The following is a 21,540-nucleotide window of genomic DNA, read 5'->3' on the forward strand; positions in this document are numbered from 1 at the left end:
GTAATAATAGTCCTCAACGTGTCGAATCGACGTGTACTCAGTCGTCTCAATGATGAGCGACCGAAACGCGGTCGCACATGAGATGAACGGAGCGAAACAATGCGCTGCTCACTGGTCTTCCACGCACCCGAACCCCACGAAGTCGGCCACCAGCCCTCCCCCGAGGTGATCGAAGAGATGCAGAAGCTGATGTCCGACTACGCCGATGCTCTCTACTCCGCAGGAGTCTTCGTCGCCGCCGAGATGCTCGAACCGCAGGCAAAGACGACAACCATCACTCGCCGAGGTGGCTGTGTCGTCATCGAGGACGGTCCCTTCGCAGCAACGAAGGAGGCGCTGGCCGGAGTCTTCGTCATCGACGTCGAGAGCCGAGACGCGGCCCTGGCCTGGGCAGAGAAGTTCCCCGGGACCAGCTATGGAGTCGTCGAGGTCAGAGCGGCGGCAGTCTCCTATATAGACGGTCACTGGGTACAGCCCTGAGCTCGGCTCCCGAACGCGGCGTGGATGTGTGGCGAGAGCGCGGAGTCCCGACGAATCTCGAGGGGTGGCTCTATCGGGTTGCCCTCAATACACGAAAGGACGTGCTGCCTGATCGACGCCTCGAACTTCTGGGCGCATGCGCTCACCCGGACATCGATCCGGGAGTCAGACCGCTGCGCATGCTCTCTGCAGTCATGCGACCCGGAAGGTGATCCAACAGGCCAACATATATGTTCAGCCCTATCGATATAGGTCAGCGTATACTGTATGGTCAGTATATGCTGACTATTGCTTCTCGCGTCGACGTGATGAACCGTCTGGGTCGAGCCATGGCCGATTCAACCCGCTCGCGAATCCTGCTCTCGCTGTTGGACTTTCCCAGATATCCTGCGCAGCTCGCGCGCGATCTGGATCTGACCAGGACGAACGTCTCAAATCATCTCGCCTGTCTGCGCGGATGCGGAATAGTTGTTGCCGAGGCTGAGGGGCGACAGACCAGATACGAGATCGCGGATCCCCACATCAGCTCGGCCCTCAACAGTCTGCTCGACGTCACTCTCGCAGTCGACGAGAGCGCCCCCTGCCTCAACCCCTCCTGCACCGTGCCCGGCTGCTGCGATCGCGAACCTGCCGAGGACCATGACAGTGGGACCAAGGCGTGAGCAACACGGCTGTTCCCATAGCTCCACCACGCGTACAGGTTCTGCGTCGACGCATCAGGATCGTCGTGGCCATCACCATCACTTGGAACGTCATCGAAGCCGTTGTGGCTCTCATCGCAGGTGGGGCAGCCTCGTCGGCGGCTCTCATCGGGTTCGGGCTCGACTCGATCGTCGAAGTCCTCTCCGCGGCAGCCGTGGCATGGCAATTCGCAGCGCCCGACCCCGAGCGGAGGGAGAAGACGGCCCTGCGCGTGATCGCGGTGTCCTTCTTCGCCCTGGCAATCTACGTCAGCGTCGATGCGATCGCCTCCCTGACCGGTTGGCGCGATCCAGAGCATTCCACCGTCGGCGTCGTCATCGCCGCGCTGAGCCTTCTCGTCATGCCGTTCCTCAGCTGGTTCGAACGTCGCACGGGTCGCGAACTCGGGTCCGCCTCGGCGATCGCAGATTCCAAACAGACCTTGATCTGCACGTATCTCTCTGCCGCTCTGCTCGCAGGATTGCTGCTCAACAGCATCCTCGGGTGGGCATGGGCGGACTCCGTCGCTGCTCTCGTGATCGCCGTCTTCGCCATCAGAGAGGGCATCGAAGCATGGCGCGGGGATGCCTGCTGCGCCGCACCGGTGTCTGTGCTCACCGGCGAGCACGAGGCCGACGGCTGTGCTGGCGAGCGCTGTCAGGATTGACCTCGGCAGACTGTGCGCCCAGGACTCAGGGCGATTTCTCACTTCACCGACAACCCCACCCCGGTCAGCTCCTCAGAGATGGTCCATATCCGGTCAGCCTCCTTGCTGATCGGGCTGGTACTCAGCAGTCTGCTCGGACAGGCATAGGCGGTTTCCGTCGCCGGTCTCGTCTCCGTGCCCTCGCCCGGCAGCAGAACCGGATTACGGCATAGGATGGAACAACCATGACCGAAACACAGAATCACGCCCCTTGCACGAGGTCATCAGCGATCGACCTCGACCGCGACGACACCCCCTGACTTCGCGCCGCATGCACAATTCCTCTCCAACCGACCCAAGCGCCACCTCCAATGCGCGAGGCGCTGGGCTCGGAAATCCAGCAGAGGGCCACGCCCATGCAAAGGCGATACTCTTCGGCGAACACGCCGTGGTCTACGGAGCCCCTGCACTCGCCGTCCCTCTTCACGGACTCGGGGCACAGGCCGACATCCGCCTCACCCCTGGTCGGGAGACGCGCATCGACAGCCAATTGTTCTCCGGCACTGCCCAGGCGGCACCACCTCAGATGGGGCCCGTGGTCGCCGGACTGTGCGCGGCCCTCGAGGCCACAGGTGATGAGACCGCCGAGGTCCAGGTCGGCATTCGCAGTGCGATTCCCCACAGTCGCGGCCTTGGATCGAGCGCCGCAGTTGCCACCGCGATCGCACGGGCAGTGGCTGATCTCCGTGGGAAGGTCCTCGACCGTGACGCTCTCCACGCCGTCGTGGCGAGGGCGGAATCTGTTGCGCACGGTCGCCCCAGCGGAATCGATGCATGGACTGTCGCATCTCAGGTGCCCATCAGGTTCCAAAGCGGTCGGGCCGCAGCGATCGACGTCGGCAGGCGACTGATCTTCGTGGTCGCAGACTCCGGCCTGCAAGGCTCCACCGCCGAGGCGGTCGCCGGGGTTCGCGAACTTCGCGCCGCACAGCCGAAGATCGTTGAGACCGCGATCTCCCACCTCGCGGAACTCACGGAGCACGCGGTCGATGACGTTCGGTCCGGCGACCGCGCCACGCTCGGGTCGCGAATGCTCGACGCACACAAGCTGCTGAGGAGCATCGGAGTCAGCAGCCCGGCCCTCGATGCGCTCGTCGAGGCAGCCCTTGGAGCCGGAGCGCACGGCGCCAAACTCACCGGAGGCGGCCTCGGTGGCTGCGTCCTCGCTCTCGCCGACTCGGACGAACAGGCCGAACGCTTGGCGCTCGCGCTTCGCACCGCCGGAGCACCGCGCACCTGGACAACGGAGGTATCCACGACATGAGAACCACAACCGCCCGCGCCTATCCGAACATCGCCCTCATCAAATACTGGGGCAAGCGCGACGAGTCCCGCATTCTCCCGGCGGCGGGCAGCCTGTCGATGACGCTCGACGCCTTCGAAACGACGACCACGGTCGTGCCGAATCCTGCCGGTGATGCCGACAGCTTGGAACTCGACGGCCAACCCGCCGACGAGGAGCAGACACGACGCACTACCGCGTTTCTCGACCACGTCCGTTCCCTCGCAGGCTCCGAGCAGCCGGTGATCGTTCGCTCGCGCAACTCCGTGCCCACGGGAGCTGGCCTCGCTTCATCTGCATCCGGGTTCGCCGCCCTTGCGACTGCGGCCGCCGCTGCCTTCGAGCTCGACCTCGACACCCGCGCTCTCAGCCGGCTCGCCCGGCTCGGCTCGGGCTCGGCCTGCCGCTCCGTCGTGCCCGGGGTGGCCGTGTGGCACGCGGGTGATGATCAGGCTTCGTACGCCGAGCCCGTCGACGCACCGGATATGCGGATGGTGGTCGTCACCGTTGACCGGGGTCGAAAACCGGTGTCGAGTCGCGCAGCCATGCGCCTGACCGCCGCCACCTCTCCCTTCTACGATGCCTGGGTGAGTTCGACCGAGGACAGCCTGGCGGCAATGATCGACGCCTGTCGAGATGGCGATTTCACGAGAATTGGTGAGATCACGGAGTCGCATGCACTGAGAATGCATGCTCTCATTCAGTCGACGAGTCCGCCCATCCGGTTCCTCCGGCCTCAGAGCGTGGCCATCTTCGACGCGGTCGAGAAGTTACGCGAGAACGGACTTGAGGCCTACTCCACAGCAGATGCAGGGCCCAATGTCATCGTCCTCGTACGACCAGAGAACGCCGAGGCCGTGGCTGAGGCCCTCGACGGACTCGGTGAGCTCCGAATCGTCGGCCCCGGACCGGGAGCCCATCCGCTGCCCGAGGGTTCCGAGGTGCCCGCAGCGACAGAGGGGATCTCATGATCGAGACGCGTGCACCAGGCAAGCTCTTCGTCGCCGGCGAATACGCCGTCGTCGAACCCGGCCAACCCGCCGTGCTCGTCGCCGTGGACCGGTATATCACCGTCCGGCTCACCGAAAGCCGAGATGCCGGCCGCATCCACTCCAGCGAATACGGTCAGACCCCGCTGGTCTGGTTCCGCGAGGCAGACAGCCAGAGCATCGTGCTCGACCACCGGCCCACAGACTATGTGCTCGCTGCGATCTCGGTCGTCGAAGAGCTGCGGGCAGAGATGGGGACACCGCCGCGGTACTTCGACCTCGATATCTCCAGCGAGCTCGACGATGCCAGCGGACGGAAATTCGGTCTCGGCTCTTCGGCCGCGGTCACGACTGCCACGATCGCCGCCCTCGACGAGTTCTACACATTGGGCTTGACTCGGACCGAACGCTATAAGCTCGCTGTTCTGGCCACGATCGCCATCTCTCCCAACGCCTCGGGCGGGGATCTCGCAGCGAGCACCTTCGGAGGGTGGATCCGCTACTCTTCACCCGACCGCGCGGCCCTGAAACTCCACCGCGAAGTCCACGGAGTCGCCTCGGCGCTGCACTGCAGCGAATGGCTTGGGTCAGGGGCCACCCGCGTCAGCCCACCTGACTCCCTGCACCTGCTCGTCGGCTGGACCGGTTCCCCGGCCTCGACTGACCATCTCGTCAAGCGCGTGCACACCCCGGGCAGGGAGAAGGCGCGTCCCTTCGAGTCGTTCACCGACGAGAGCCGGCTCGCGGTCAATGCACTCGTCGCCGCCTTCGACGAGGATGATGCGATCGGCGCCCTCGACCGCATCCGGCAGGCACGCCGACTGCTGCAGCGACTCGGCGAGTCCTCCGGCAGCCAGATCGAGACCGAACAGCTGGCCGCGCTGTGCGATATCGCCGAAACCTACGGTGCCGCGGCCAAACCCTCAGGCGCCGGCGGAGGAGACTGCGGCATCGCCCTCTCCGACGCCGAACTGCCCACGATCGACATCCTCCGCGAGTGGGAGCGCCACGGCATCCGCCGGCTCAGCCTGACCCCGCACCGACCCGAAGGCAGCATCGATGACTTCTGAGAGTCCCCAGGCCCGTTCCGCCCGCGCGACACGCAAGGACGATCACGTCCGGCTGGCCTCCGAGCAGCAGTCCGAAGCGCCGCGGCGCACCGATTTCGACGATCTCGAGTTCATCCACCATGCCCTCGGAGGTACGAACCCGGAACGGGTCGACCTCAGCGTCCGCCTCGGCGAGTGGACCTGGCCGACGCCCTTCTATGTCAATGGTATGACCGGAGGCACCGACACGACGGCGGCGATCAACCGCAACCTTGCGATCGCGGCCGCCAAGACCGGGCTGCCGATGGCCTGCGGTTCGATGAGCGTGGCTCTCGACGATTCGGACGCGGCGAAGGGCTTCACGATCATCCGCGAGGAGAACCCGAACGGCTTCGTCATGGCCAACCTCGGTGCTGGTCGCAGCGCCGAGGATGCCCGCCGTGCCGTCTACCTGCTGCAGGCAGACGCCCTTCAGATCCATATCAACCCGGTGCAGGAGACCGCGATGTCCGAGGGCACCCGCGACTTCTCCGAATGGGCACACGGGCTCGAACAGATCGTCGCATCCTGCCCCGTGCCGGTCATCGTCAAGGAGGTCGGATTCGGGCTCAGCCGTCGCACGCTGGAGCTGCTGGCTTCGATCGACGTGCGCTTCGCCGATGTCAGCGGCGCCGGCGGCACGGACTTCCTCCGTATCGAGAATGACCGCGCCGGCGCCGAGGACTTCTCGATGCTCTCCGGATTCGGCCAATCCGCCCTGGCCTGCCTGCTCGATTCCCCCGACCAGGGGCCCGTGCTCCTCGCCTCCGGCGGGGTGCGCAACCCCTATGACGTCGTCAAGGCCCTTGCCTGCGGTGCGCGGGCCGTCGGGGTTGCCGGCACGTTCCTCCAGGCCGTGCTCGATGGAGGCGCGGACCGTCTCGTTGAAGTGGTGAACACGTGGCAGTCTCAGACCAGGGCGCTATTCGCCCTGCTCGGAGCCAAGACGGCAGAAGACCTCACCCGCACAGACCTGCTCACGCGGGGCCGCCTCGGCGAATTCTGCCGTCTGCGCGGAATCAACGTCGAGGAACTGTCCCGACGCTCGGGAAGCTGACCCCGGTCCAGGCCTCCGAACACTTCCACACACGAAACAGCCCTCCACCTCGGCCCCGAAGGGTCCCGGTGAAGGGCTGTTGTTCACTGTGCGCGAGGGGGGACTTGAACCCCCACGACCTTGCGATCACTGGCACCTGAAGCCAGCGCGTCTACCAATTCCGCCACTCGCGCGAACAAGAGAAAACTCTAGCATCGCGGCCGGGAAGAATGAAACCGAGGTCACCCGAAACGCCCAAAACGTGTCGACGTTCACATTCGCTGTCCCGAATACCCGCATCGCAGGTGACCCAGAACTCATCCCCGCTCGTCAGCGGCTCATGGAGTACTCAGTGACCTTCCCTAAGCTGGACGACTGCCGGGAATCCGTGCAGACCTCGGTCCCGAAAAACCTAGTGACGTGAGTTGAGAGCTTCACCGCGTTAGGATTGGGTGTTGGTGTCTCCTTCTCGGTGTCGTTTTCCGAGGGCGGATTCACTGATACAGACTCGTCCGGACTCTTAGTCCGGGCTGGTGGCGAACGGTTCGTCACGCGCACGACACCTGGATGAGGAGGTGCCATGGGGATTCTCGATCGTTTCGAGAAAGGATTGGAGAATGTCGTCAACGGCGCCTTCGCCAAAGCGTTCCGCTCTCAGGTGGAACCGGTCGAACTGGCTGGTTCTCTGCGACGCGAAGCCGATAACAAGGCTGCGGTAGTTTCACGCGGACGGACACTGACGGCGAACCACTACAGCATTGAGCTGTCTCCCACAGATTTCGACCGGCTCTCGGGCCTCGAGAACGAACTTCGCTCCGACCTGCGCCAGGTGATCGGCGATCACGCAGTGGAGCAGGCCTACAGCTTCGTCGGACCCGTCTCCGTCGAATTCGTCGAAGCGGAAGACCTCGACACGGGAATGTACCGTGTCGTCTCCAGTACTCAGCGTCCCGATGGTTCTCCTGCGGCCCAACCGGCCAACCGCGGTGGTTATGACCCCGTGTCGCGCTCGCACAACATCGTGGGCGAAGGGCAGGCCAGCTCCGGTTCCCGTCCGGTCGCACCCAGGCGCACCCCTGAACCTGCGCCGGCCCGACCAACGGCCACAAGCCGACCGGCCTCGGCACCAGTGCGACAGGCGGCTCCCTCGAGGTCTCGCTCGATAGTCGCGAACGTGACCATCCACGGTCAGGACTACGAACTGCGCCAGGGCACGAACGTCTTCGGACGCTCCTCCTCCAGCTCCGACTACGTCATCGACGATCCGGGTGTCTCACGCCGGCACTTCGAAATCACCGTCGAACGCGATCATTCGGTCGCCAGCGACCTCGGATCGACCAACGGAACACTTCTGCGCGGACGCAAGCTCACCTCGGCGAACCTCTCCGACGGTGATGTCCTCATGGCCGGAGACGCAGAGGTGCGCTACCACGAGATCGAACAGGACGCCCAGTGAGCGAGTTCACCGTCACCGTCTTCCGGTTCGCCTTCTTCATCATCCTCTGGCTCTTCGTCCTCGGCGTGGCCGGTGTCCTCAAACGCGATATCTTCGGTGCCAAGAAAGGCCCCAGAAAATCTCGCCGAGGCGGCAAGGCGTCCCGCAAGGCAGCACCGAGTCCTGCCCCGAGCAGACCTGCCCCGACACCCGCGCCAGCCCCTGTGCAGCAACACGCTCATCCGGGTGCCATCCGGGTCACCGGTGGGCCTTTGGCCGGAACCTTGGTCACGCTCTCGGGGGCACCCGTGACCTTCGGGCGCGCACCGGACAATACGATCGTCATCAGTGACGACTTCGCCTCCAGCCATCACGCACGAATCGTGGCCTCCAACGGCTCCTGGGTCCTCGAAGACCTGGGCTCGACGAACGGGACGATCGTCGACGGCTCGCCCATGCATTCGCCAATCAGCCTGCGGATCGGCACCCAGATCACCATCGGCCATACGACGCTGGAGACCCAATCGTGACGACCGACGGTACCATCACCCTCCGTTCAGCAGCCCGGTCTCACACCGGGCTGGTGCGTAAGAACAACCAGGACTCCGGTTACGCGGGTCCGAACTTCTTGCTCATCGCAGACGGAATGGGCGGCCACGCAGGTGGCGATGTCGCCTCGGCGATCACCGTGTCCCGACTGGCCGACCTCGATCGTGAACCCAGCGGCGAAGACGCTCTGGAGATCCTGCGCACCTCGATCCTCGAAGCCAATGACCGTATCTGCCGCGGTGTCGCCGAACAGCCCGAGCTCGCCGGCATGGGCACTACGGTCACCGCTCTCCTGCGAGCTCCCGGCAATCGTTTCGCATTGGCTCACATCGGTGACTCCCGCGGCTATGTGCTGCGCGACGGCGAGCTGCAGACAGTCACCCACGACCACACGTTCGTCCAGATGCTCGTCGACGAAGGCCGCATCACCCCTGATGAGGCAGAGACCCACCCGCAGCGTTCGGTCGTCATGAAGGTCCTCGGCGACGTCGGAGCCTCCCCTGATCTCGACCTCACCCTGCGCGAAGCCCACGTCGGCGACCGCTGGATGCTCTGTTCGGACGGTCTGACCGGCTTCGCCGACGTTGATGACATCGCCCGCATCCTCGCCGAGGTCTCCGACCCCGACGAATGCTGCCGTCAGCTCATTGATCTGGCTTTGGCCGGAGGCGGCGCCGACAACGTCACCGTCGTCATCGGTGACGTTCTAGAGGGCACCGTCGACACCGTGCAGGGCAGTTCCGTGGGCTCTGTCCACCTCAACCCGAAGTACGCCATGATCGGCATGAACACCGACGCTGACGCTGGCACCGACGAAGACGCCGCCGAGACCCAGCCCCACTACGGCAACGGCGACATCCCCACCGACACCGTGCCTCTGCAGGCGGTGTCCGATTCCGAAAAGCAGGAGCCCACCGCCGAGGTGGTCTCACCCTCCCAGCGCACTGACGCGGAGTCGCCCGACAGGGACGAAGCCACCGAGGAGGATGACCTCGACGCTGACGACGACGAGGTGGAAAAGCGGTCCTACCTGGGTTGGATCATCGCCGCCATCGTCATCGTCGCTATCGCCGTCGGCGGATTCTTCGCCTACAACTACATGAACAACCACTACTACCTGACGAATCTCGATGGGAAGGTCACCCTCTACCGGGGTCTTGACACCACGTTGGGACCCATCGAACTCAGCAGGCTCGAGGACACCACCGACATCGAAGTCGGCACCCTCAACCGCTTTTCACAGGACCGTCTGCGCAGCTCCATCCAGGCCGATTCCCGCGACGAAGCCGAGCGCATCATTGAGAACCTGCGTCAGGAAGCCGACAAGTCCGGCACAGTCTCGGGCAATGTCGAGGACTCTACGAGCCCCAGCGATCCGGCACCGTCACCACCGAGTTCCCAATCGGTCGCTCCCAGTGATGCCATCACTGAGGAGTCACAGTAATGTCCGAGAACCCCAACCAAGGCGCGCGGCCACGGCCTTATCGCCTGGCTGAACTCGGCCTCCTGATCCTCGCGATCGCGGTATCCACCAGCGCTTACGCGCTCGTGGGACTCGGCACCGAGGACACGATCCCCGCGAACGTCTACCAGTACGCGGCGTGGTTGGCCGCGCTCGGTCTCATCCTCCACGTCGTCGTGTGGTGGAAGGCCAAGTACGCCGACCCTGTCCTCGTCCCTATTGCGGTCCTGCTCAACGGCCTCGGCCTGGCGATGATCTACCGTGTCGACCTCGGCCGGCCTGAGTATCTCAACAGCGGAATGACGCAGCTGATCTGGATGACTCTGGGTGTGGGGCTGGCTGTCGGCATCCTCTTCTTCCTCACCGACCACCGGTGGTTGCGCCGCTACACCTTCGTGTCCGGCTTCGCCGCGCTGATCTTCCTCATGCTTCCGCTCATCCCGGGCCTGGGTAAGACCGTCAACGGTGCCCGCATCTGGATCGGCACCGAAACAATGTCTTTCCAGCCCGGTGAGATTGCGAAGATCCTGCTGGCGATCTTCTTCGCCGGCTACCTCGTGTCCTACCGTGACCAATTGGTCTTGGCCGGACCCAAGATCCTCGGCATCCGATTCCCGCGCCTGCGCGACTTCGGCCCCATCGTCATCGCCTGGGTGGCCAGCGTCGGCATCCTCGTCTTCGAGAAGGACCTGGGCACTTCACTTCTGTTCTTCGGCCTGTTCGTCGCCATGCTCTACGTCGCAACCAGCAAGGTCTCCTGGATCATTCTCGGCCTCGGTTTCTTCGCCGCTGGCGCGGTCGCCGCGACCTTACTCTTCTCCCATGTCCAACAGCGCGTGGACGGTTGGCTCCATGCGCTCACCTCTGAGGAGTACAACAAGGCCCCCGGTGGCTCATACCAGCTGGTCCAGGGCCTGTTCGGCATGTCCAACGGTGGCCTGACCGGAACCGGATTCGGCGAGGGCAGACCGAATATGGTCCCCTATGCGGAGTCTGACTTCATCTACGCCAGCCTCGGCGAAGAACTGGGCATGGCCGGACTCTTCGTCATCCTGCTCTGCTACCTCTTCATCTTCCAGCGCGGCATCAAGACCGCGCAGCAGCTGCGCGACGGCTTCGGCACCCTGCTGGCCACGGGCTTAAGCTTCACGATCGCTCTGCAGGTCTTCGTCGTCGTCGGCGGTGTCACCCGCCTCATCCCACTCACGGGTCTGACCACGCCGTTCCTCGCCCAAGGCGGATCGTCTCTGGTCGCCAACTGGATGATCATCGCCCTGCTGCTGCGCATCTCCGACAATGCTCGGCGTCCGGTGGAGGAATTCCACACCGGCGTCCTCAAGATCACGGAAGACCCCGAAGCCTCCGCCACCTCGGCGAGGAGATCTGAGAACCGCAACGATACGAAACGCGTCGAAGGGGCACGCGAACACGCTGCCGGCGAACTCGCGACCGAACGCGCCACCAGCGATGAGGCTCCGACGACGAATCTCGGCGCCGCCGACCTCACAGCAACCGGGTCCGATGAGGACCCGACAACCAACTTGGGCACTACCGGAGGTGAACGATGAAGAAGCCGTTGACACACATCAGCATCGTCGGGTTCGTCATGTTCGCCCTTCTGTTCTCCTCCACCAGCTGGATCCAGTTCGTAACCGCCGACTCGCTGAACAACAACTCGCTCAACAACCGGCGGGTCCTCGACCAGTTGGCTCGCGACCGCGGTCCGATCCTCGTCGACGGCAAGCCGATCGCCTACTCCGAACCCGTCGACGACAAATACAAGTACCAGCGCAAGTACGGCGCGGAGGGCCTCGACCCCCGCGCGTACGCCTCGATGACCGGGTACTACTCAATCGTCTCGGGGGCTTCCGGCATGGAGCGCGCGACCGGGGACTACCTCTCCGGCGACTCCGACGCCCTGTTCTACGACAAGGTCGGCAGCCTCTTCACGGGCGAACAGCCTCGTGGGGCGGCCGTGGAGCTCACGATCGACCCGAAGGTGCAGCAGGCTGCGTGGGACGGACTGGGCAATCAGAACGGTGCGGCCGTCGCGATCGACCCGAAGACGGGCAAGATCCTCGCCATGGCCTCGACGCCGGGCTGGGATCCCAACCCCATTGCCAGCCATGACTCCGAGAAGGCACTGTCCGCCTTTGAGACTCTCAACAATGCTGAGGGCAAGCCTGCCTACAACCGGGCCATCGGCGGCAACCTGTACCCACCGGGCTCCACGTTCAAGGTCCTCGTGGCCGCGGCCGCACTGGAATCAGGCGACTACAAACCGGATTCGACCCTGAATGGTCCGGCGAAGCTCGACCTGCCCCAGACCACTTCCACAATCGGCAACTCCCATCCGGGCGCCTGCCGCAATGGCGGAAAACCGTCTCTGGCAGACTCACTCGCCGAATCCTGCAACACCTCGTTCGCCTCACTCGGCATGGACTTGGGTCAGGACGCGATTCGGGACCAGGCGGAGAAGTTCGGCTTCGGCCAGGACATGGAGATTCCGCTGAAGGTCAGCCCCTCAACGTTCCCCGATGACCTCAATCCACCACAGCTGGCACAGTCTTCGCTGGGTCAGTACGAGGTCAGGTCCACGCCGATGCAGATGGCGATGATGACAGCGGGAATCGCCAACGGCGGCAAGATGATGAAGCCGCAGCTTGTCGACCGGGTGCTGAACGCGAACACTCTCGAACCCATCAAGGAGATGCGTCCGGCGGAGAAGTCCCGGCCAGTCTCAGGTAAGACCGCGGATCAGCTGACCACGATGATGGAAGGCGTGGTCGAGAACGGAACCGCCTCCGTGGCCAAGATGGGCGGCACGAAGGTCGCGGCGAAGACCGGTACAGCGCAGCACGGACCTGGCGCGGCCCCGCACGCCTGGTTCATTTCATTTGCCCCAGCCGATGATCCGAAGATCGCAGTGGCGGTCGTCGTGGAGAACGGCGGCAATGCGGGTAACGAAGCTTATGGAGCGACGGTCGCAGGACCGATCGCCAAGAACATGATGGAAGCGGTGGTCGAAAAATGAGACCCGTCGAAGGCACCGTGTTGGGAAACCGATACACGCTCACATCCCGAATCGCCGTGGGCGGTATGGGCGAGGTCTGGAAGGGCACGGACTCCGTGCTCGGACGTGAAGTCGCAGCCAAGATCCTCAAGGACGAATACCTCTCCGACACCACGTTCCTCGCCCGGTTCCGCGCCGAGGCGCAGAACATGGGACGCGCCTCCGACCCCGGAATCGCCGGAGTCTTCGACTACGGCGACGAGGGCGGTTCACCGTACCTGGTCATGGAGTACGTGCCGGGTGAGGCGCTGTCAGCGATCATCGAACGCAGTGCACCGCTGTCGGAGACGGACACTCTGAGCATCGTCTCCCAGTCCGCTCAGGCGCTGGGAGCGGCGCACAAGGTCGGAGTCATCCACCGCGACATCAAGCCCGGCAATATCCTCATGACTCCGGACTTCCGGGTCAAGATCACGGACTTCGGCATCGCCCGCGTCACCGACCAGGCTCCGCTGACAAAGACCGGACAGGTCATGGGCACCGCCCAGTACCTGGCACCAGAGCAGGCCACAGGAAAGGGCTCGGGCCCCGGCTCAGACCTCTACGCCCTGGGCATCATCGCCTATGAGGCACTTGCCGGGCAACGTCCGTTCACCGGTGACTCGCAGGTCGCGATCGCCATCGCCCAGGTCAACCAGCAGCATCCACCGCTGCCGGACACGGTGTCCGAACCGCTGCGCCGCTTCGTCGACTGCCTGCTGGAGAAGAAGCCCGAACGCAGGCCCTCTGACGCCATGGCCGTGTCCCGAGCCGCCGATGCGCTGGCCGCAGGCGATGTTGCCGGTGCAGAGGAGATTCTGCCGCAGATGCGTCTGGGCAGCGCCGCCTCCGAGGCATTGACCCAGGTCTTCAACAACCCCGAACCCGTGCCGACGACGAAGGCGATGCCGGTCACGGCATCCAACGACGAGACTCGTGTCTACCCGGGTGCCGCTGCCGCGGGTGCCGGCGCCGAGGCGGCGAATGGCAGCGAGCTCGATGCGGAGAACGCAGAGGAGAAGAAACTCGACGAGAAGCAGTCGAAGAAGGGCCGCGCGCTCATCTGGATCCTCGCGATCATCGCACTCATCGCCGTCGGTTCTCTGCTGTGGTTCTTCCTCGGCGGGGGCAATGCAGAACCCGAGCCGGATCCGAGCACCAGCGCACCCACGACCTCCGAGGCTGCGAAGACAATCGAGATCGACAAGAGCGATTACATCGGACTCTCCGAATCCTCGGCGACTCAGAACCTCGAACAGCAGGGTCTGGAAGCCGATACCCAGACCATCGAGTCCTCCCGCGCTGCGGGCACCGTTGCCGATGTGGGCGAGGGCGAGAACGGTTACACCTTCGAAGAGGGCGACACCGTTACGCTCTACATCTCATCGGGCCCGCCCGAAAAGACGCAGGAACCGGAGCCGACGAACGAACCCAGCCCGTCGAAGACCAGTGGTGACAACGGTTCGAGTTCCGACAACGGTTCCAGCTCCGACAGCGACAATGAGAAGAGCAGCTCAAACGACAACGCCTCCTCGAATGACAACGGCTCGAGCAGCGATTCCAACAGCGGCGCCTCGAATGACTCGGCGAGCTCGAACGAGGGCTCGGACTCAAATTCCGGTTCGGACAACGGTTCCAATGGGGGCGACAACGGTGGCGACGGCAGCAGTTCGAACTCGGGCAGCAACGGCTCGGACACCGGTTCGTCGAGTTCGACCGACGGCGGCGGGGACCAGTCCGGCGGTGGCGACAAAGAGAATTCGAGTGCCGGCGCGAACTTGGACGAGTCGATCTTTGGCTGAAACGATGCGCCGAGAAGACGAGTAATCTACTTGACATGCGAAGTACTTTCCCACGACGTGGGTGAACCAAGCGGAGGACCAGAATGAATGAACCCAAGGTGCTGTCGGGGCGGTACGAAGTTCGTGCGCTCCTCGGCCGTGGGGGCATGGCAGAAGTGCACGAGGGCGTCGACAACAGGCTTGGCCGGCGCGTCGCGATCAAACTTCTGCGGTCCGATCTCGCTCGCGATCCCTCGTTCCACACGCGCCTCAAGCGTGAGGCTCAGTCCGCGGCGGGTCTGAACCATCCGGGCATCGTCGCAGTCTACGACTCGGGCGAAGAGGAGTTCGTTGAGACCGGCGGCTCCTCCGTCTCTGTGCCCTTCATCGTCATGGAGTACGTCGAGGGCCAAACCCTGCGCGAGGTCCTCAACGAACACGGCACCCTGACCATCGACGAGGCGCTCAACGTCGTCGCCGGTGTGCTCGCCCCACTCGAGTACTCCCACCGCAACGGGATCGTCCACCGCGACATCAAGCCCGCCAACGTCATGCTCACCCCCGAGGGTGACATCAAGGTCATGGACTTCGGCATCGCCCGCGCGCTGAAGGACAACAGCGGTCTGACCCAGACCCAGTCGGTCGTGGGCACCGCCCAGTACCTGTCCCCAGAGCAGGCCCGTGGTGAGGTCGTCGACGCCCGTTCCGACCTGTATTCGACGGCCTGCCTGCTCTATGAACTCCTCGTCGGCCGGCCCCCGTTCGTCGGCGATTCACAGCTTGCGGTCGCCTACCAGCACGTGGGCGAGACGCCGAAGCCGCCGAGCTTCTACAATCCGAATGTTCCCCCTGAAGTCGATCGCCTTCTCATGCATTCGCTGCTGAAAGATCGCGACGAGCGCTACCAGGACGCCTACATCTTCCGCGAGGATGTCCTCGCGGCACGTGACGGTCGCCCTCTGAGCTTTGACGATGACCTGGATCGCACCCAGGCGTTCCCGATGGCCGGGGCCATGATGGGTCCCCCACAGTACGCTCAGGACTCCGAGGTGGGCCCTGAGACTGGTGCCGTGTCGACGATCATGGCCAAGCAGGACGAACCACCGCCGCCGAAGCGCTCGCGCGCTTGGATCTGGATCGGCAGCATCTTCGTGCTGCTCGCCCTGGCTGCCGTGGCTCTGTGGGTCTACGAGATCAACAAACCCGAGCCGCCCGTCCAGATCGAGGTCACAGACGTGGCCAACCTGGACGCTGATGAGGCTGAGTCCGCCCTCATCCAACAGGGCCTGAGAGTCGACAGGGATGAGTCGTACAACGAAGACGTCGACGAGGGCAAAGCCATCAAGACCGACCCTGCCGGCGGTCAGCGAGTCGAGGAGGACAGCGTCGTGAAGCTCATCATCTCCTCCGGCCCGAAGAGCGTCAAGGTCCCCGATGTCTCCGGCAAGTCCGAGGAGGATGCCCGCAAGGTCCTCAATGACGCCAAGCTCCAGGCAGGCACGCACATCTCCGAGAACTCTCCGGACGTGGAGAAGGGTGTGGTCATCGAGACCAAGCCCGGCAACGGCTCCAAGGTGGATGTGGACTCGAACGTCGACCTCGTCGTGTCCTCGGGAATGGTCGAGGTCCCCGATGTTACGGGCAAGTCCGCGAAGGAAGCCTGCAAGATCCTCAAGGGCGACGACTACCAACTGGGGTGCAAGACCGAAGAGGTCGAGACCGCCGATGAGGAAGAGAAGAAGGTCTTCGAACAGTCATCGGCTGGCGGCAGCGAGGTCAAGCAGGGTTCAGAGATCACGGTGAAGGTGGCCAAGAAGCCGCCTGAGGAGCCGTCGTCTCCGGGCATCCCCTCGGTCCCAGGCGGTATTCCCACCGCACCGAGTGACGATGGTGGCAGCGACGACAGCGGCGATGACAATGGCGATGATGAGAAGGACAACGGCAAGGACGACGACAACTCCATGGGTCCTGGCGACGGTGGCGGCTGGTTCGACGGCTTCTCAGACGCCAATTGAGTCGAGCCCTTAAGACAGGGCGAGGTAGAGGTCGGTGCGCAGGTCCTTCGGGTCCATGTCAGGCCTCGGTTCGGTCACGTAGACCTCAAAGAACGGCAGATCCGGGTGGTGCCCGGCATCGACGGCCTCCTTCATCAACCCCGCCCAGGCCTCACCCAATCCGTCATATCCACCGATGTGGGTCAAAGCTGCGACTGATCCGCCAGGCAGCTGGGATGGGATCGCGATGAGCTCCTCGCCCAGTGGCAGGGCGCGAGTCAGCCCCGAAGTCAGCGGAAGCCCGATCTCCAGATCGACGGTGTCGCTGGGCTGGCGCGTGTACAGCGCAAACGCGGGGCCGGCGATCTCCTGTTCAGCCTCGGCCAGGGCCGGGATCAGCCGAGAGAATGTGGCGTCGAAGAGTGAGGGTAGGTCCTCCAAAGCGACATTTCTCGTCTCCACCACCGCGGTGGGGATCTGCGTCGCTTCGAACACGGTGAGTTCGGAGAATGGTTCGCTCCGGTTGAAACTCGACTCTGACATCAGTGGTCCTCTCGGTTCCGTGTATCCGCCAACAGTTCTGGATCGCTTGGTGTGTCACGATCCTAATATGTCGGGCAGGGTCACCGGAAGAGCCTGAGCCCAGCCGAGCCGTCGCTGCGGCCTAGGCTAGCCGCTGAGACTTAGGCGGGGTTTCCGGCCGGGACGGACTTCGCTGCGATCGCCGAGGCCATCGGAGACATTGCGGCGGCCTTCGCTGCGGCGCCTTCGATTCCGCAGACCTCGAGCCAGTTGCCCAGCATCAGGTAGCCACATTCGGTGAGCACCGACTCCGGATGGAACTGGACGCCGAACAGCGGCTGCTCACGGTGTTCGATGGCCATGACGACGCCATCCTCGGTGCGGGCGGTGACCATGAACTTCTCGAGGTCGATGGTCTCGTCCACGATCGCCAGGGAGTGATATCTGGTCACGGTGAGGGGGTTCTTGCAGCCGAAGAAGATGCCCTGACTGTCGTGGGTGATGACGGAGGTCTTGCCGTGCATGAGCACCGGCGAGTGAGTCACAGTGGCGCCGAAGACCTCTCCCAACGCCTGGTGGCCCAGGCAGACTCCGAACACCGGGGTCCCGGACGTCTCAGCCCAGGCGATGAGGTTCGGGCACACTCCCGATTCGGCCGGCACACCCGGACCTGGGGACAGGAGGACTCCGTCGTAGTCGGCGGCCAAGGCCACGACAGCCTCGGCGGACATATCGTCATTGCGGATGACGTGCGTCTGCGCCCCGAGCTCACGAACGTAAGACACAAGCGTGTAGACGAAGCTGTCATAGTTGTCGACGACGAGGATCTTCGTCACTGGCCACCGCTTCCATCGGTCACTGTTGCGTTGTTGAAGGGCATATAAGGTGCGACGACCGGGAAGACGTACTGCATGAGCAGCAGCACCACGGCCGCGATGAGGATGAGGGCGAAGATGAGTTTGACGAACCAGTTGCCCGGAAGCAGTCGCCAGATCAGACCGTACATACTCAGGCACCACCATTCTTGCTGACCTTGTCGTAGGCCTTGGAATCCTTGATGTTCTCTGGTGCGCCGTCTCCGGCAGGGGTCCAGTCGGTGAGCTCGGCGTAGGCGACGTAGCGCTCTCTGGCCGAGAACATCGGGTTGCAGGCCGTCATTGTGAGGATCCGGTCCTTGCCCTTGAATTTGGGTTCGCTGGGGACCGGGGCAAGCACCTCGACGGCATCGGGGAGGATGATGTCGAAGTTCCGGAACGTGTACGTGTAGAAGCCGTCCTTGGTCTGGACGATGATCTCATCGCCTGGACGCAGCTTCGCAATCTGGTTGAGTGGTTTGCCGTAGGTGACGCGGTGGCCGGCGATCGAGAAGTTGCCGACTTCGCCGGGCATCGCGGAGTTCGGGTACCGGCCCACGCCCATCCGGTTGAGGACGGGTTCAAGATCGACGCCCTCGGCGACCGTGCGGTAGTAGTCGTCGCCGAATCGTGGAATGTAGAAGATGCCGAATGCGTGATTCTTCTCCACTGGGTCAGCCACGACAGGTTCGTCGGGGTCGTCCGGAAGCTTGTTGGGGTCCTGGTTGGACCAGTCTTCGGTGAGTTTGTCTGCCAGCACTTCGTTGTCGCGGTTGGCTTCGATATCGGTCCACCACAGCTGCCAGACCACGAACAGGATGAGAACCATCCCGGCCGTGATGCAGAGTTCGCCGAAGGTGCGGATGGTGCCGCGGACGGGGCCGAGTGGCTCGCGCTCTGGCTTCTGCCTCCGACGATTGGTGCGACGGTCTCCGGCACGAGTCCCGGCTCCTCCGGCAGCCGCAGCACCCATCGTGACGCCGAGGCGGGGGTCTGTTCCCCCGTTGCCCGCTGGTCCGCTGTTGACCGCCGGTTGGTCCTGAGTGGAATCGGGGTACGCGGGTGGGGCATCGGAGTACACGGCGGTCGGAGCGCCGTTGGCTGCAGCTGCTTCGGCTTCGCGGCGCCGAAGTTCACGCCGGCTGGGAAGCGGTTGATCGTCCCCTGGATGCGAACCGGGGGCGAAGTTAGCATCGACGCCGGAATTCGGAGCACCACCAAGATCTGGTGCGGCATTCATAGGCTGTGTGGCCGGGGAAGCTTCGTGCCCGCCGTACCCACCTTGCGACTGATATCGGTCATTGGGCGGGTAGTGCGAGGAGTCCTGCCTCTGAGCAGGACGAATAGTGGGTCGCGAAGACGCATCCGCGTCTGATTCGTTACCCGAGGGGGGACTATTCACCACTGCTGCACCGTGCCTAATATTTCGAATCCGGGGCTGGCCCAAAGGGCAAGCGGGGACACCGTATTGCACTTTATCGCATGAAGCTCCACAAACAGGTCGTTCTCAGGGTAGTTGGAGTTTTTAAAACTGCTGTATGTCACGAGTAGACTGATGTCCGATTGTCCCTATTCATCAATCGGTGACCTCAGCAATGGTCGGCCGTATAAGGAGTACTCGTGGCCAAGTCCAACGGACGGACCCAGCGCCCCCAGCGCACTTCTCGCAATTCGTCGAAAGCCGATGTCGAAACCACGGCAGCGCCGAATGACGATGTGGAGGCAGTCGAGGATCTGCAGGCTGAGTCGACAGGAGATCTGAAGGACGAGCGCCTCGACGGCGACATCCTCGACTTGGATGACTCCTCCGACTCATCCGATGTGGTTGCCGACGAACCCGACACTGTCAGCGACGTCGATGCTGATGCTGCTGGCGACAGTGATGTTGCAGGCGACGACACGGCCGCAGACGACAAGGTGGCCAAGAAACCCACAGCCGCTGGTGCCGCAACGAGCAAGAAGTCCACGTCGAAGGATTCCGCGGCCAAGAAGACTGGCGACGCCGAGGACGCTGACAAGGCCGACAAGGCTGACAAGGCCGAGACAGCTGATGACTCGACCGCTGAGGCCAAGAGAACCAAGAAGGCCGAGAAGCTCGATAAGACAGACAAGTCCGACAAGGACAGCAAGTCTGCGAAGAAGAGCGATAAGGCAAAGGCTGCAACGGCCAAGGGTTCTGCTGCGAAGGGCTCCTCAGCCAAACGCACCTCACGTTCTGGCAATCCGGCCAAGCGGCCCCAGGGGCGCAAGACCGCCTCGTACACTTCGCAGTCCGGTCAGCAGACGATCAAGCCGAACCCGAGCTGGTTCCTGCCGGTGCTCATCGGCCTCCTGGTCATCGGCCTGATCTGGCTTGTGATCTTCTATGTCTCGCAGGGTGCCTTCCCGGTCGAGGCATGGGGCAACTGGAACATCCTCATCGGCTTCGCCTTCTTCGTGGCGGGACTGATCATGTCCACGCGCTGGCGCTAGTTCACGTTTCTCCCGATTAACGGGGGTTGCGTCGACGCACGGGGGCACAAACCCGGCAGTCGACGCGACCCACGTTTTTCGAAGGCGGGAGCGCAGCAGCTCAGGTCCACGCCAGGCTCACCTGCGAGTGGGTCGGTGACCCGATATTGACCCTTCAACTGCCTTGCCAGCACGCTTGTCCACAAGGTCGAAGTTATACCCAAGCCGGGAGCGTCGCTTGTGCATAACTTATTTTGGGCCTGTGACCTGCTGAAATACACACATGTAAGTTATCCACCATGTGGATAAAGGGTGTGGACAACTAATTTCAGTCCATGGAGACGCCAATTTTCCACCGAAGTCTGTTATAAGCCTGAGAGCCACCCGGCACCCTCCCGACACAGGGACCCGGCACCCTTCACGGCACCCTTCACACGGGGAGGATTCGCCAGGCCTCGTTGATCCGCCAGGTGCCAGCTGCAGCCATTGCCAGCAGCAGTCCGAGAGCCGTCAGTCCAAAGACCAGCGTCGACCGCTTCTTCGGCACCAGCAGAGCGCCACAGCCAAGCACGAAACCCGCGAGGAGCCCGCCGAGGTGGGCCTGCCAGGACACTCCTGCCACGAGGAGTCCGTATCCGAAATTGAGAGCCACGAACAGCACGACCCCTGTGATGTTGCGGTCGAGCCTGCGTGTCGGCACCAACAGCACGCCGACGATAGCGAAGACAGCGCCGGAGGCACCGATATTGTTTGTCACCCAATCCACGGAGAACGGCTTGGCCAGAACGAGGACCATGACGGATCCGCCGATCGTCCCCAGCAGGTAGATGACGAGGAATCGCCACCGGCCCAGGGCTCGCTCGACGAAAGAACCGAAGAAGAACAGGCCGATCATATTGGCCAGAAGGTGGTACGGCGAGGGTTGTTCGTGCACCAGAGCCACGGTCAGGATCCGCCATGGCTGGTCAAGAACGAGCGCGGGCACGAAGCTCAGTCGATGGACGAGATCCAGGCTGGGCAGCAGTTGGGCGAGGAAGACCACGCCCGTAAGGATCATGATCGTGCTCGTCACCAGCGGTGGAGACACAGAAAGGGCCCGGCCGGTCTCCCGTGCCGAGCCCTCCTCAGGTGTGTCCATCACACCATGGTACTCAGTTCAGTGAGTCTCAGTACTCGAT

At 63.5% G+C, this 21,540-nt stretch carries 20 protein-coding genes and 1 tRNA gene; 15 read left to right on the forward strand and 6 right to left on the reverse strand.

Features of this window, described 5'->3' with window-relative positions; all coding sequences use genetic code 11:
* Positions 1-99 precede the first annotated feature (99 nt).
* From INT29_RS05175 to fni, 7 genes are all read left to right on the forward strand, one after another.
* Complete coding sequence (locus INT29_RS05175; protein ID WP_193070933.1) at positions 100-480, forward strand: YciI family protein; 381 nt, start codon at positions 100-102, stop codon at positions 478-480.
* A gap of 278 nt (positions 481-758) precedes the next feature.
* Positions 759-1,142: a Cd(II)/Pb(II)-sensing metalloregulatory transcriptional regulator CmtR gene (gene cmtR / locus INT29_RS05180; protein ID WP_101570003.1), complete on the forward strand. Its 384-nt coding sequence runs from the start codon at positions 759-761 to the stop codon at positions 1,140-1,142.
* The gene (locus tag INT29_RS05185) at positions 1,139-1,828 is read left to right on the forward strand and encodes a cation transporter (RefSeq protein ID WP_193070934.1); all 690 of its coding nucleotides are present in this window, start codon (positions 1,139-1,141) and stop codon (positions 1,826-1,828) included. Before cmtR ends, INT29_RS05185 begins: the two co-directional genes overlap by 4 nt.
* A 310-nt stretch (positions 1,829-2,138) precedes the next feature.
* Positions 2,139-3,131, forward strand: coding sequence for a mevalonate kinase (gene mvk, locus INT29_RS05190; protein WP_193070935.1), 993 nt, complete (start codon positions 2,139-2,141; stop codon positions 3,129-3,131).
* Complete coding sequence (gene mvaD / locus INT29_RS05195) at positions 3,128-4,120, forward strand: diphosphomevalonate decarboxylase (protein ID WP_193070936.1); 993 nt, start codon at positions 3,128-3,130, stop codon at positions 4,118-4,120. The genes mvk and mvaD overlap by 4 nt, the downstream gene beginning before the upstream one ends.
* The gene (locus INT29_RS05200) at positions 4,117-5,208 is read left to right on the forward strand and encodes a phosphomevalonate kinase (protein ID WP_193070937.1); all 1,092 of its coding nucleotides are present in this window, start codon (positions 4,117-4,119) and stop codon (positions 5,206-5,208) included. The genes mvaD and INT29_RS05200 overlap by 4 nt, the downstream gene beginning before the upstream one ends.
* Complete coding sequence (gene fni / locus INT29_RS05205; protein ID WP_193070938.1) at positions 5,198-6,283, forward strand: type 2 isopentenyl-diphosphate Delta-isomerase; 1,086 nt, start codon at positions 5,198-5,200, stop codon at positions 6,281-6,283. Before INT29_RS05200 ends, fni begins: the two co-directional genes overlap by 11 nt.
* 89 nt (positions 6,284-6,372) lie before the next feature.
* Here the strand turns inward: fni and INT29_RS05210 are convergent.
* Positions 6,373-6,456, reverse strand: a tRNA-Leu gene (locus tag INT29_RS05210).
* A 386-nt stretch (positions 6,457-6,842) separates the two neighbouring features.
* Between INT29_RS05210 and INT29_RS05215 the strand changes: the two genes are divergently transcribed.
* The 7 genes from INT29_RS05215 (at position 6,843) to pknB (ending at position 16,556) form a co-directional block, all read left to right on the forward strand.
* A complete protein-coding gene (locus INT29_RS05215; RefSeq protein WP_193070939.1) occupies positions 6,843-7,718 on the forward strand; it encodes an FhaA domain-containing protein in 876 nt (291 codons plus the stop codon).
* Complete coding sequence (locus INT29_RS20580; RefSeq protein ID WP_101569996.1) at positions 7,715-8,227, forward strand: FHA domain-containing protein; 513 nt, start codon at positions 7,715-7,717, stop codon at positions 8,225-8,227. Before INT29_RS05215 ends, INT29_RS20580 begins: the two co-directional genes overlap by 4 nt.
* On the forward strand, positions 8,224-9,690 hold the full coding sequence (locus tag INT29_RS05225) for a PP2C family protein-serine/threonine phosphatase (RefSeq protein WP_193070940.1): 1,467 nt from the start codon (positions 8,224-8,226) through the stop codon (positions 9,688-9,690). The genes INT29_RS20580 and INT29_RS05225 overlap by 4 nt, the downstream gene beginning before the upstream one ends.
* Entirely contained in the window at positions 9,690-11,276 is a 1,587-nt protein-coding gene (locus INT29_RS05230) for an FtsW/RodA/SpoVE family cell cycle protein (RefSeq protein WP_101569994.1), read from the forward strand. Before INT29_RS05225 ends, INT29_RS05230 begins: the two co-directional genes overlap by 1 nt.
* Positions 11,273-12,742, forward strand: coding sequence for a peptidoglycan D,D-transpeptidase FtsI family protein (locus tag INT29_RS05235; protein WP_101569993.1), 1,470 nt, complete (start codon positions 11,273-11,275; stop codon positions 12,740-12,742). Before INT29_RS05230 ends, INT29_RS05235 begins: the two co-directional genes overlap by 4 nt.
* Complete coding sequence (locus INT29_RS05240; protein ID WP_193070941.1) at positions 12,739-14,562, forward strand: protein kinase domain-containing protein; 1,824 nt, start codon at positions 12,739-12,741, stop codon at positions 14,560-14,562. The genes INT29_RS05235 and INT29_RS05240 overlap by 4 nt, the downstream gene beginning before the upstream one ends.
* Positions 14,563-14,645: 83 nt before the next feature.
* The gene (pknB, locus tag INT29_RS05245) at positions 14,646-16,556 is read left to right on the forward strand and encodes a Stk1 family PASTA domain-containing Ser/Thr kinase (RefSeq protein ID WP_193070942.1); all 1,911 of its coding nucleotides are present in this window, start codon (positions 14,646-14,648) and stop codon (positions 16,554-16,556) included.
* 9 nt (positions 16,557-16,565) lie between these two features.
* Here pknB and INT29_RS05250 read toward each other — a convergent pair whose 3' ends face one another.
* The 4 genes from INT29_RS05250 to INT29_RS05265 form a co-directional block, all read right to left on the reverse strand.
* Positions 16,566-17,078, reverse strand: a complete 513-nt coding sequence (locus INT29_RS05250) for a GyrI-like domain-containing protein (RefSeq protein WP_193070943.1) — start codon at positions 17,076-17,078, stop codon at positions 16,566-16,568.
* 140 nt (positions 17,079-17,218) lie between these two features.
* Positions 17,219-17,893: an anthranilate synthase component II gene (locus INT29_RS05255; RefSeq protein WP_193070944.1), complete on the reverse strand. Its 675-nt coding sequence runs from the start codon at positions 17,891-17,893 to the stop codon at positions 17,219-17,221.
* Positions 17,890-18,063 carry a hypothetical protein gene (locus INT29_RS05260; RefSeq protein ID WP_009884833.1) on the reverse strand — a complete coding sequence of 58 codons (174 nt, stop codon included), beginning with the start codon at positions 18,061-18,063 and terminating at the stop codon, positions 17,890-17,892. The genes INT29_RS05255 and INT29_RS05260 overlap by 4 nt, the downstream gene beginning before the upstream one ends.
* 2 nt (positions 18,064-18,065) lie before the next feature.
* Entirely contained in the window at positions 18,066-19,151 is a 1,086-nt protein-coding gene (locus INT29_RS05265; RefSeq protein WP_193070945.1) for a class E sortase, read from the reverse strand.
* Positions 19,152-19,531: 380 nt separating this feature from the next.
* On the opposite strand from INT29_RS05265, the gene INT29_RS05270 reads away from it, so the two are divergent.
* Positions 19,532-20,383: a cell division protein CrgA gene (locus INT29_RS05270; protein WP_193070946.1), complete on the forward strand. Its 852-nt coding sequence runs from the start codon at positions 19,532-19,534 to the stop codon at positions 20,381-20,383.
* 409 nt (positions 20,384-20,792) lie between these two features.
* Here the strand turns inward: INT29_RS05270 and INT29_RS05275 are convergent, their stop codons facing one another.
* Complete coding sequence (locus tag INT29_RS05275) at positions 20,793-21,500, reverse strand: rhomboid family intramembrane serine protease (RefSeq protein ID WP_101569986.1); 708 nt, start codon at positions 21,498-21,500, stop codon at positions 20,793-20,795.
* Positions 21,501-21,540 lie beyond the last annotated feature (40 nt).

The sequence above is a fragment of the Brevibacterium sp. FME37 genome, assembly GCF_014897485.1.
In the GTDB taxonomy this organism is placed as follows: Bacteria; Actinomycetota; Actinomycetes; order Actinomycetales; family Brevibacteriaceae; genus Brevibacterium.

What these genes read in the sequence shown, in the direction of transcription:
- INT29_RS05175 (WP_193070933.1), top strand. Translation starts at nt 100, where the DNA reads ATGCGCTGCTCACTGGTCTTCCACGCACCCGAACCCCACGAAGTCGGC.
- cmtR (WP_101570003.1), top strand. Translation starts at nt 759, where the DNA reads ATGCTGACTATTGCTTCTCGCGTCGACGTGATGAACCGTCTGGGTCGA.
- mvk (WP_193070935.1), top strand. Translation starts at nt 2,139, where the DNA reads ATGCACAATTCCTCTCCAACCGACCCAAGCGCCACCTCCAATGCGCGA.
- mvaD (WP_193070936.1), top strand. Translation starts at nt 3,128, where the DNA reads ATGAGAACCACAACCGCCCGCGCCTATCCGAACATCGCCCTCATCAAA.
- INT29_RS05200 (WP_193070937.1), top strand. Translation starts at nt 4,117, where the DNA reads ATGATCGAGACGCGTGCACCAGGCAAGCTCTTCGTCGCCGGCGAATAC.
- fni (WP_193070938.1), top strand. Translation starts at nt 5,198, where the DNA reads ATGACTTCTGAGAGTCCCCAGGCCCGTTCCGCCCGCGCGACACGCAAG.
- INT29_RS05215 (WP_193070939.1), top strand. Translation starts at nt 6,843, where the DNA reads ATGGGGATTCTCGATCGTTTCGAGAAAGGATTGGAGAATGTCGTCAAC.
- INT29_RS05230 (WP_101569994.1), top strand. Translation starts at nt 9,690, where the DNA reads ATGTCCGAGAACCCCAACCAAGGCGCGCGGCCACGGCCTTATCGCCTG.
- INT29_RS05235 (WP_101569993.1), top strand. Translation starts at nt 11,273, where the DNA reads ATGAAGAAGCCGTTGACACACATCAGCATCGTCGGGTTCGTCATGTTC.
- INT29_RS05240 (WP_193070941.1), top strand. Translation starts at nt 12,739, where the DNA reads ATGAGACCCGTCGAAGGCACCGTGTTGGGAAACCGATACACGCTCACA.
- pknB (WP_193070942.1), top strand. Translation starts at nt 14,646, where the DNA reads ATGAATGAACCCAAGGTGCTGTCGGGGCGGTACGAAGTTCGTGCGCTC.
- INT29_RS05250 (WP_193070943.1), bottom strand. Translation starts at nt 17,078, where the DNA reads ATGTCAGAGTCGAGTTTCAACCGGAGCGAACCATTCTCCGAACTCACC.
- INT29_RS05260 (WP_009884833.1), bottom strand. Translation starts at nt 18,063, where the DNA reads ATGTACGGTCTGATCTGGCGACTGCTTCCGGGCAACTGGTTCGTCAAA.
- INT29_RS05265 (WP_193070945.1), bottom strand. Translation starts at nt 19,151, where the DNA reads ATGAATGCCGCACCAGATCTTGGTGGTGCTCCGAATTCCGGCGTCGAT.
- INT29_RS05275 (WP_101569986.1), bottom strand. Translation starts at nt 21,500, where the DNA reads ATGGACACACCTGAGGAGGGCTCGGCACGGGAGACCGGCCGGGCCCTT.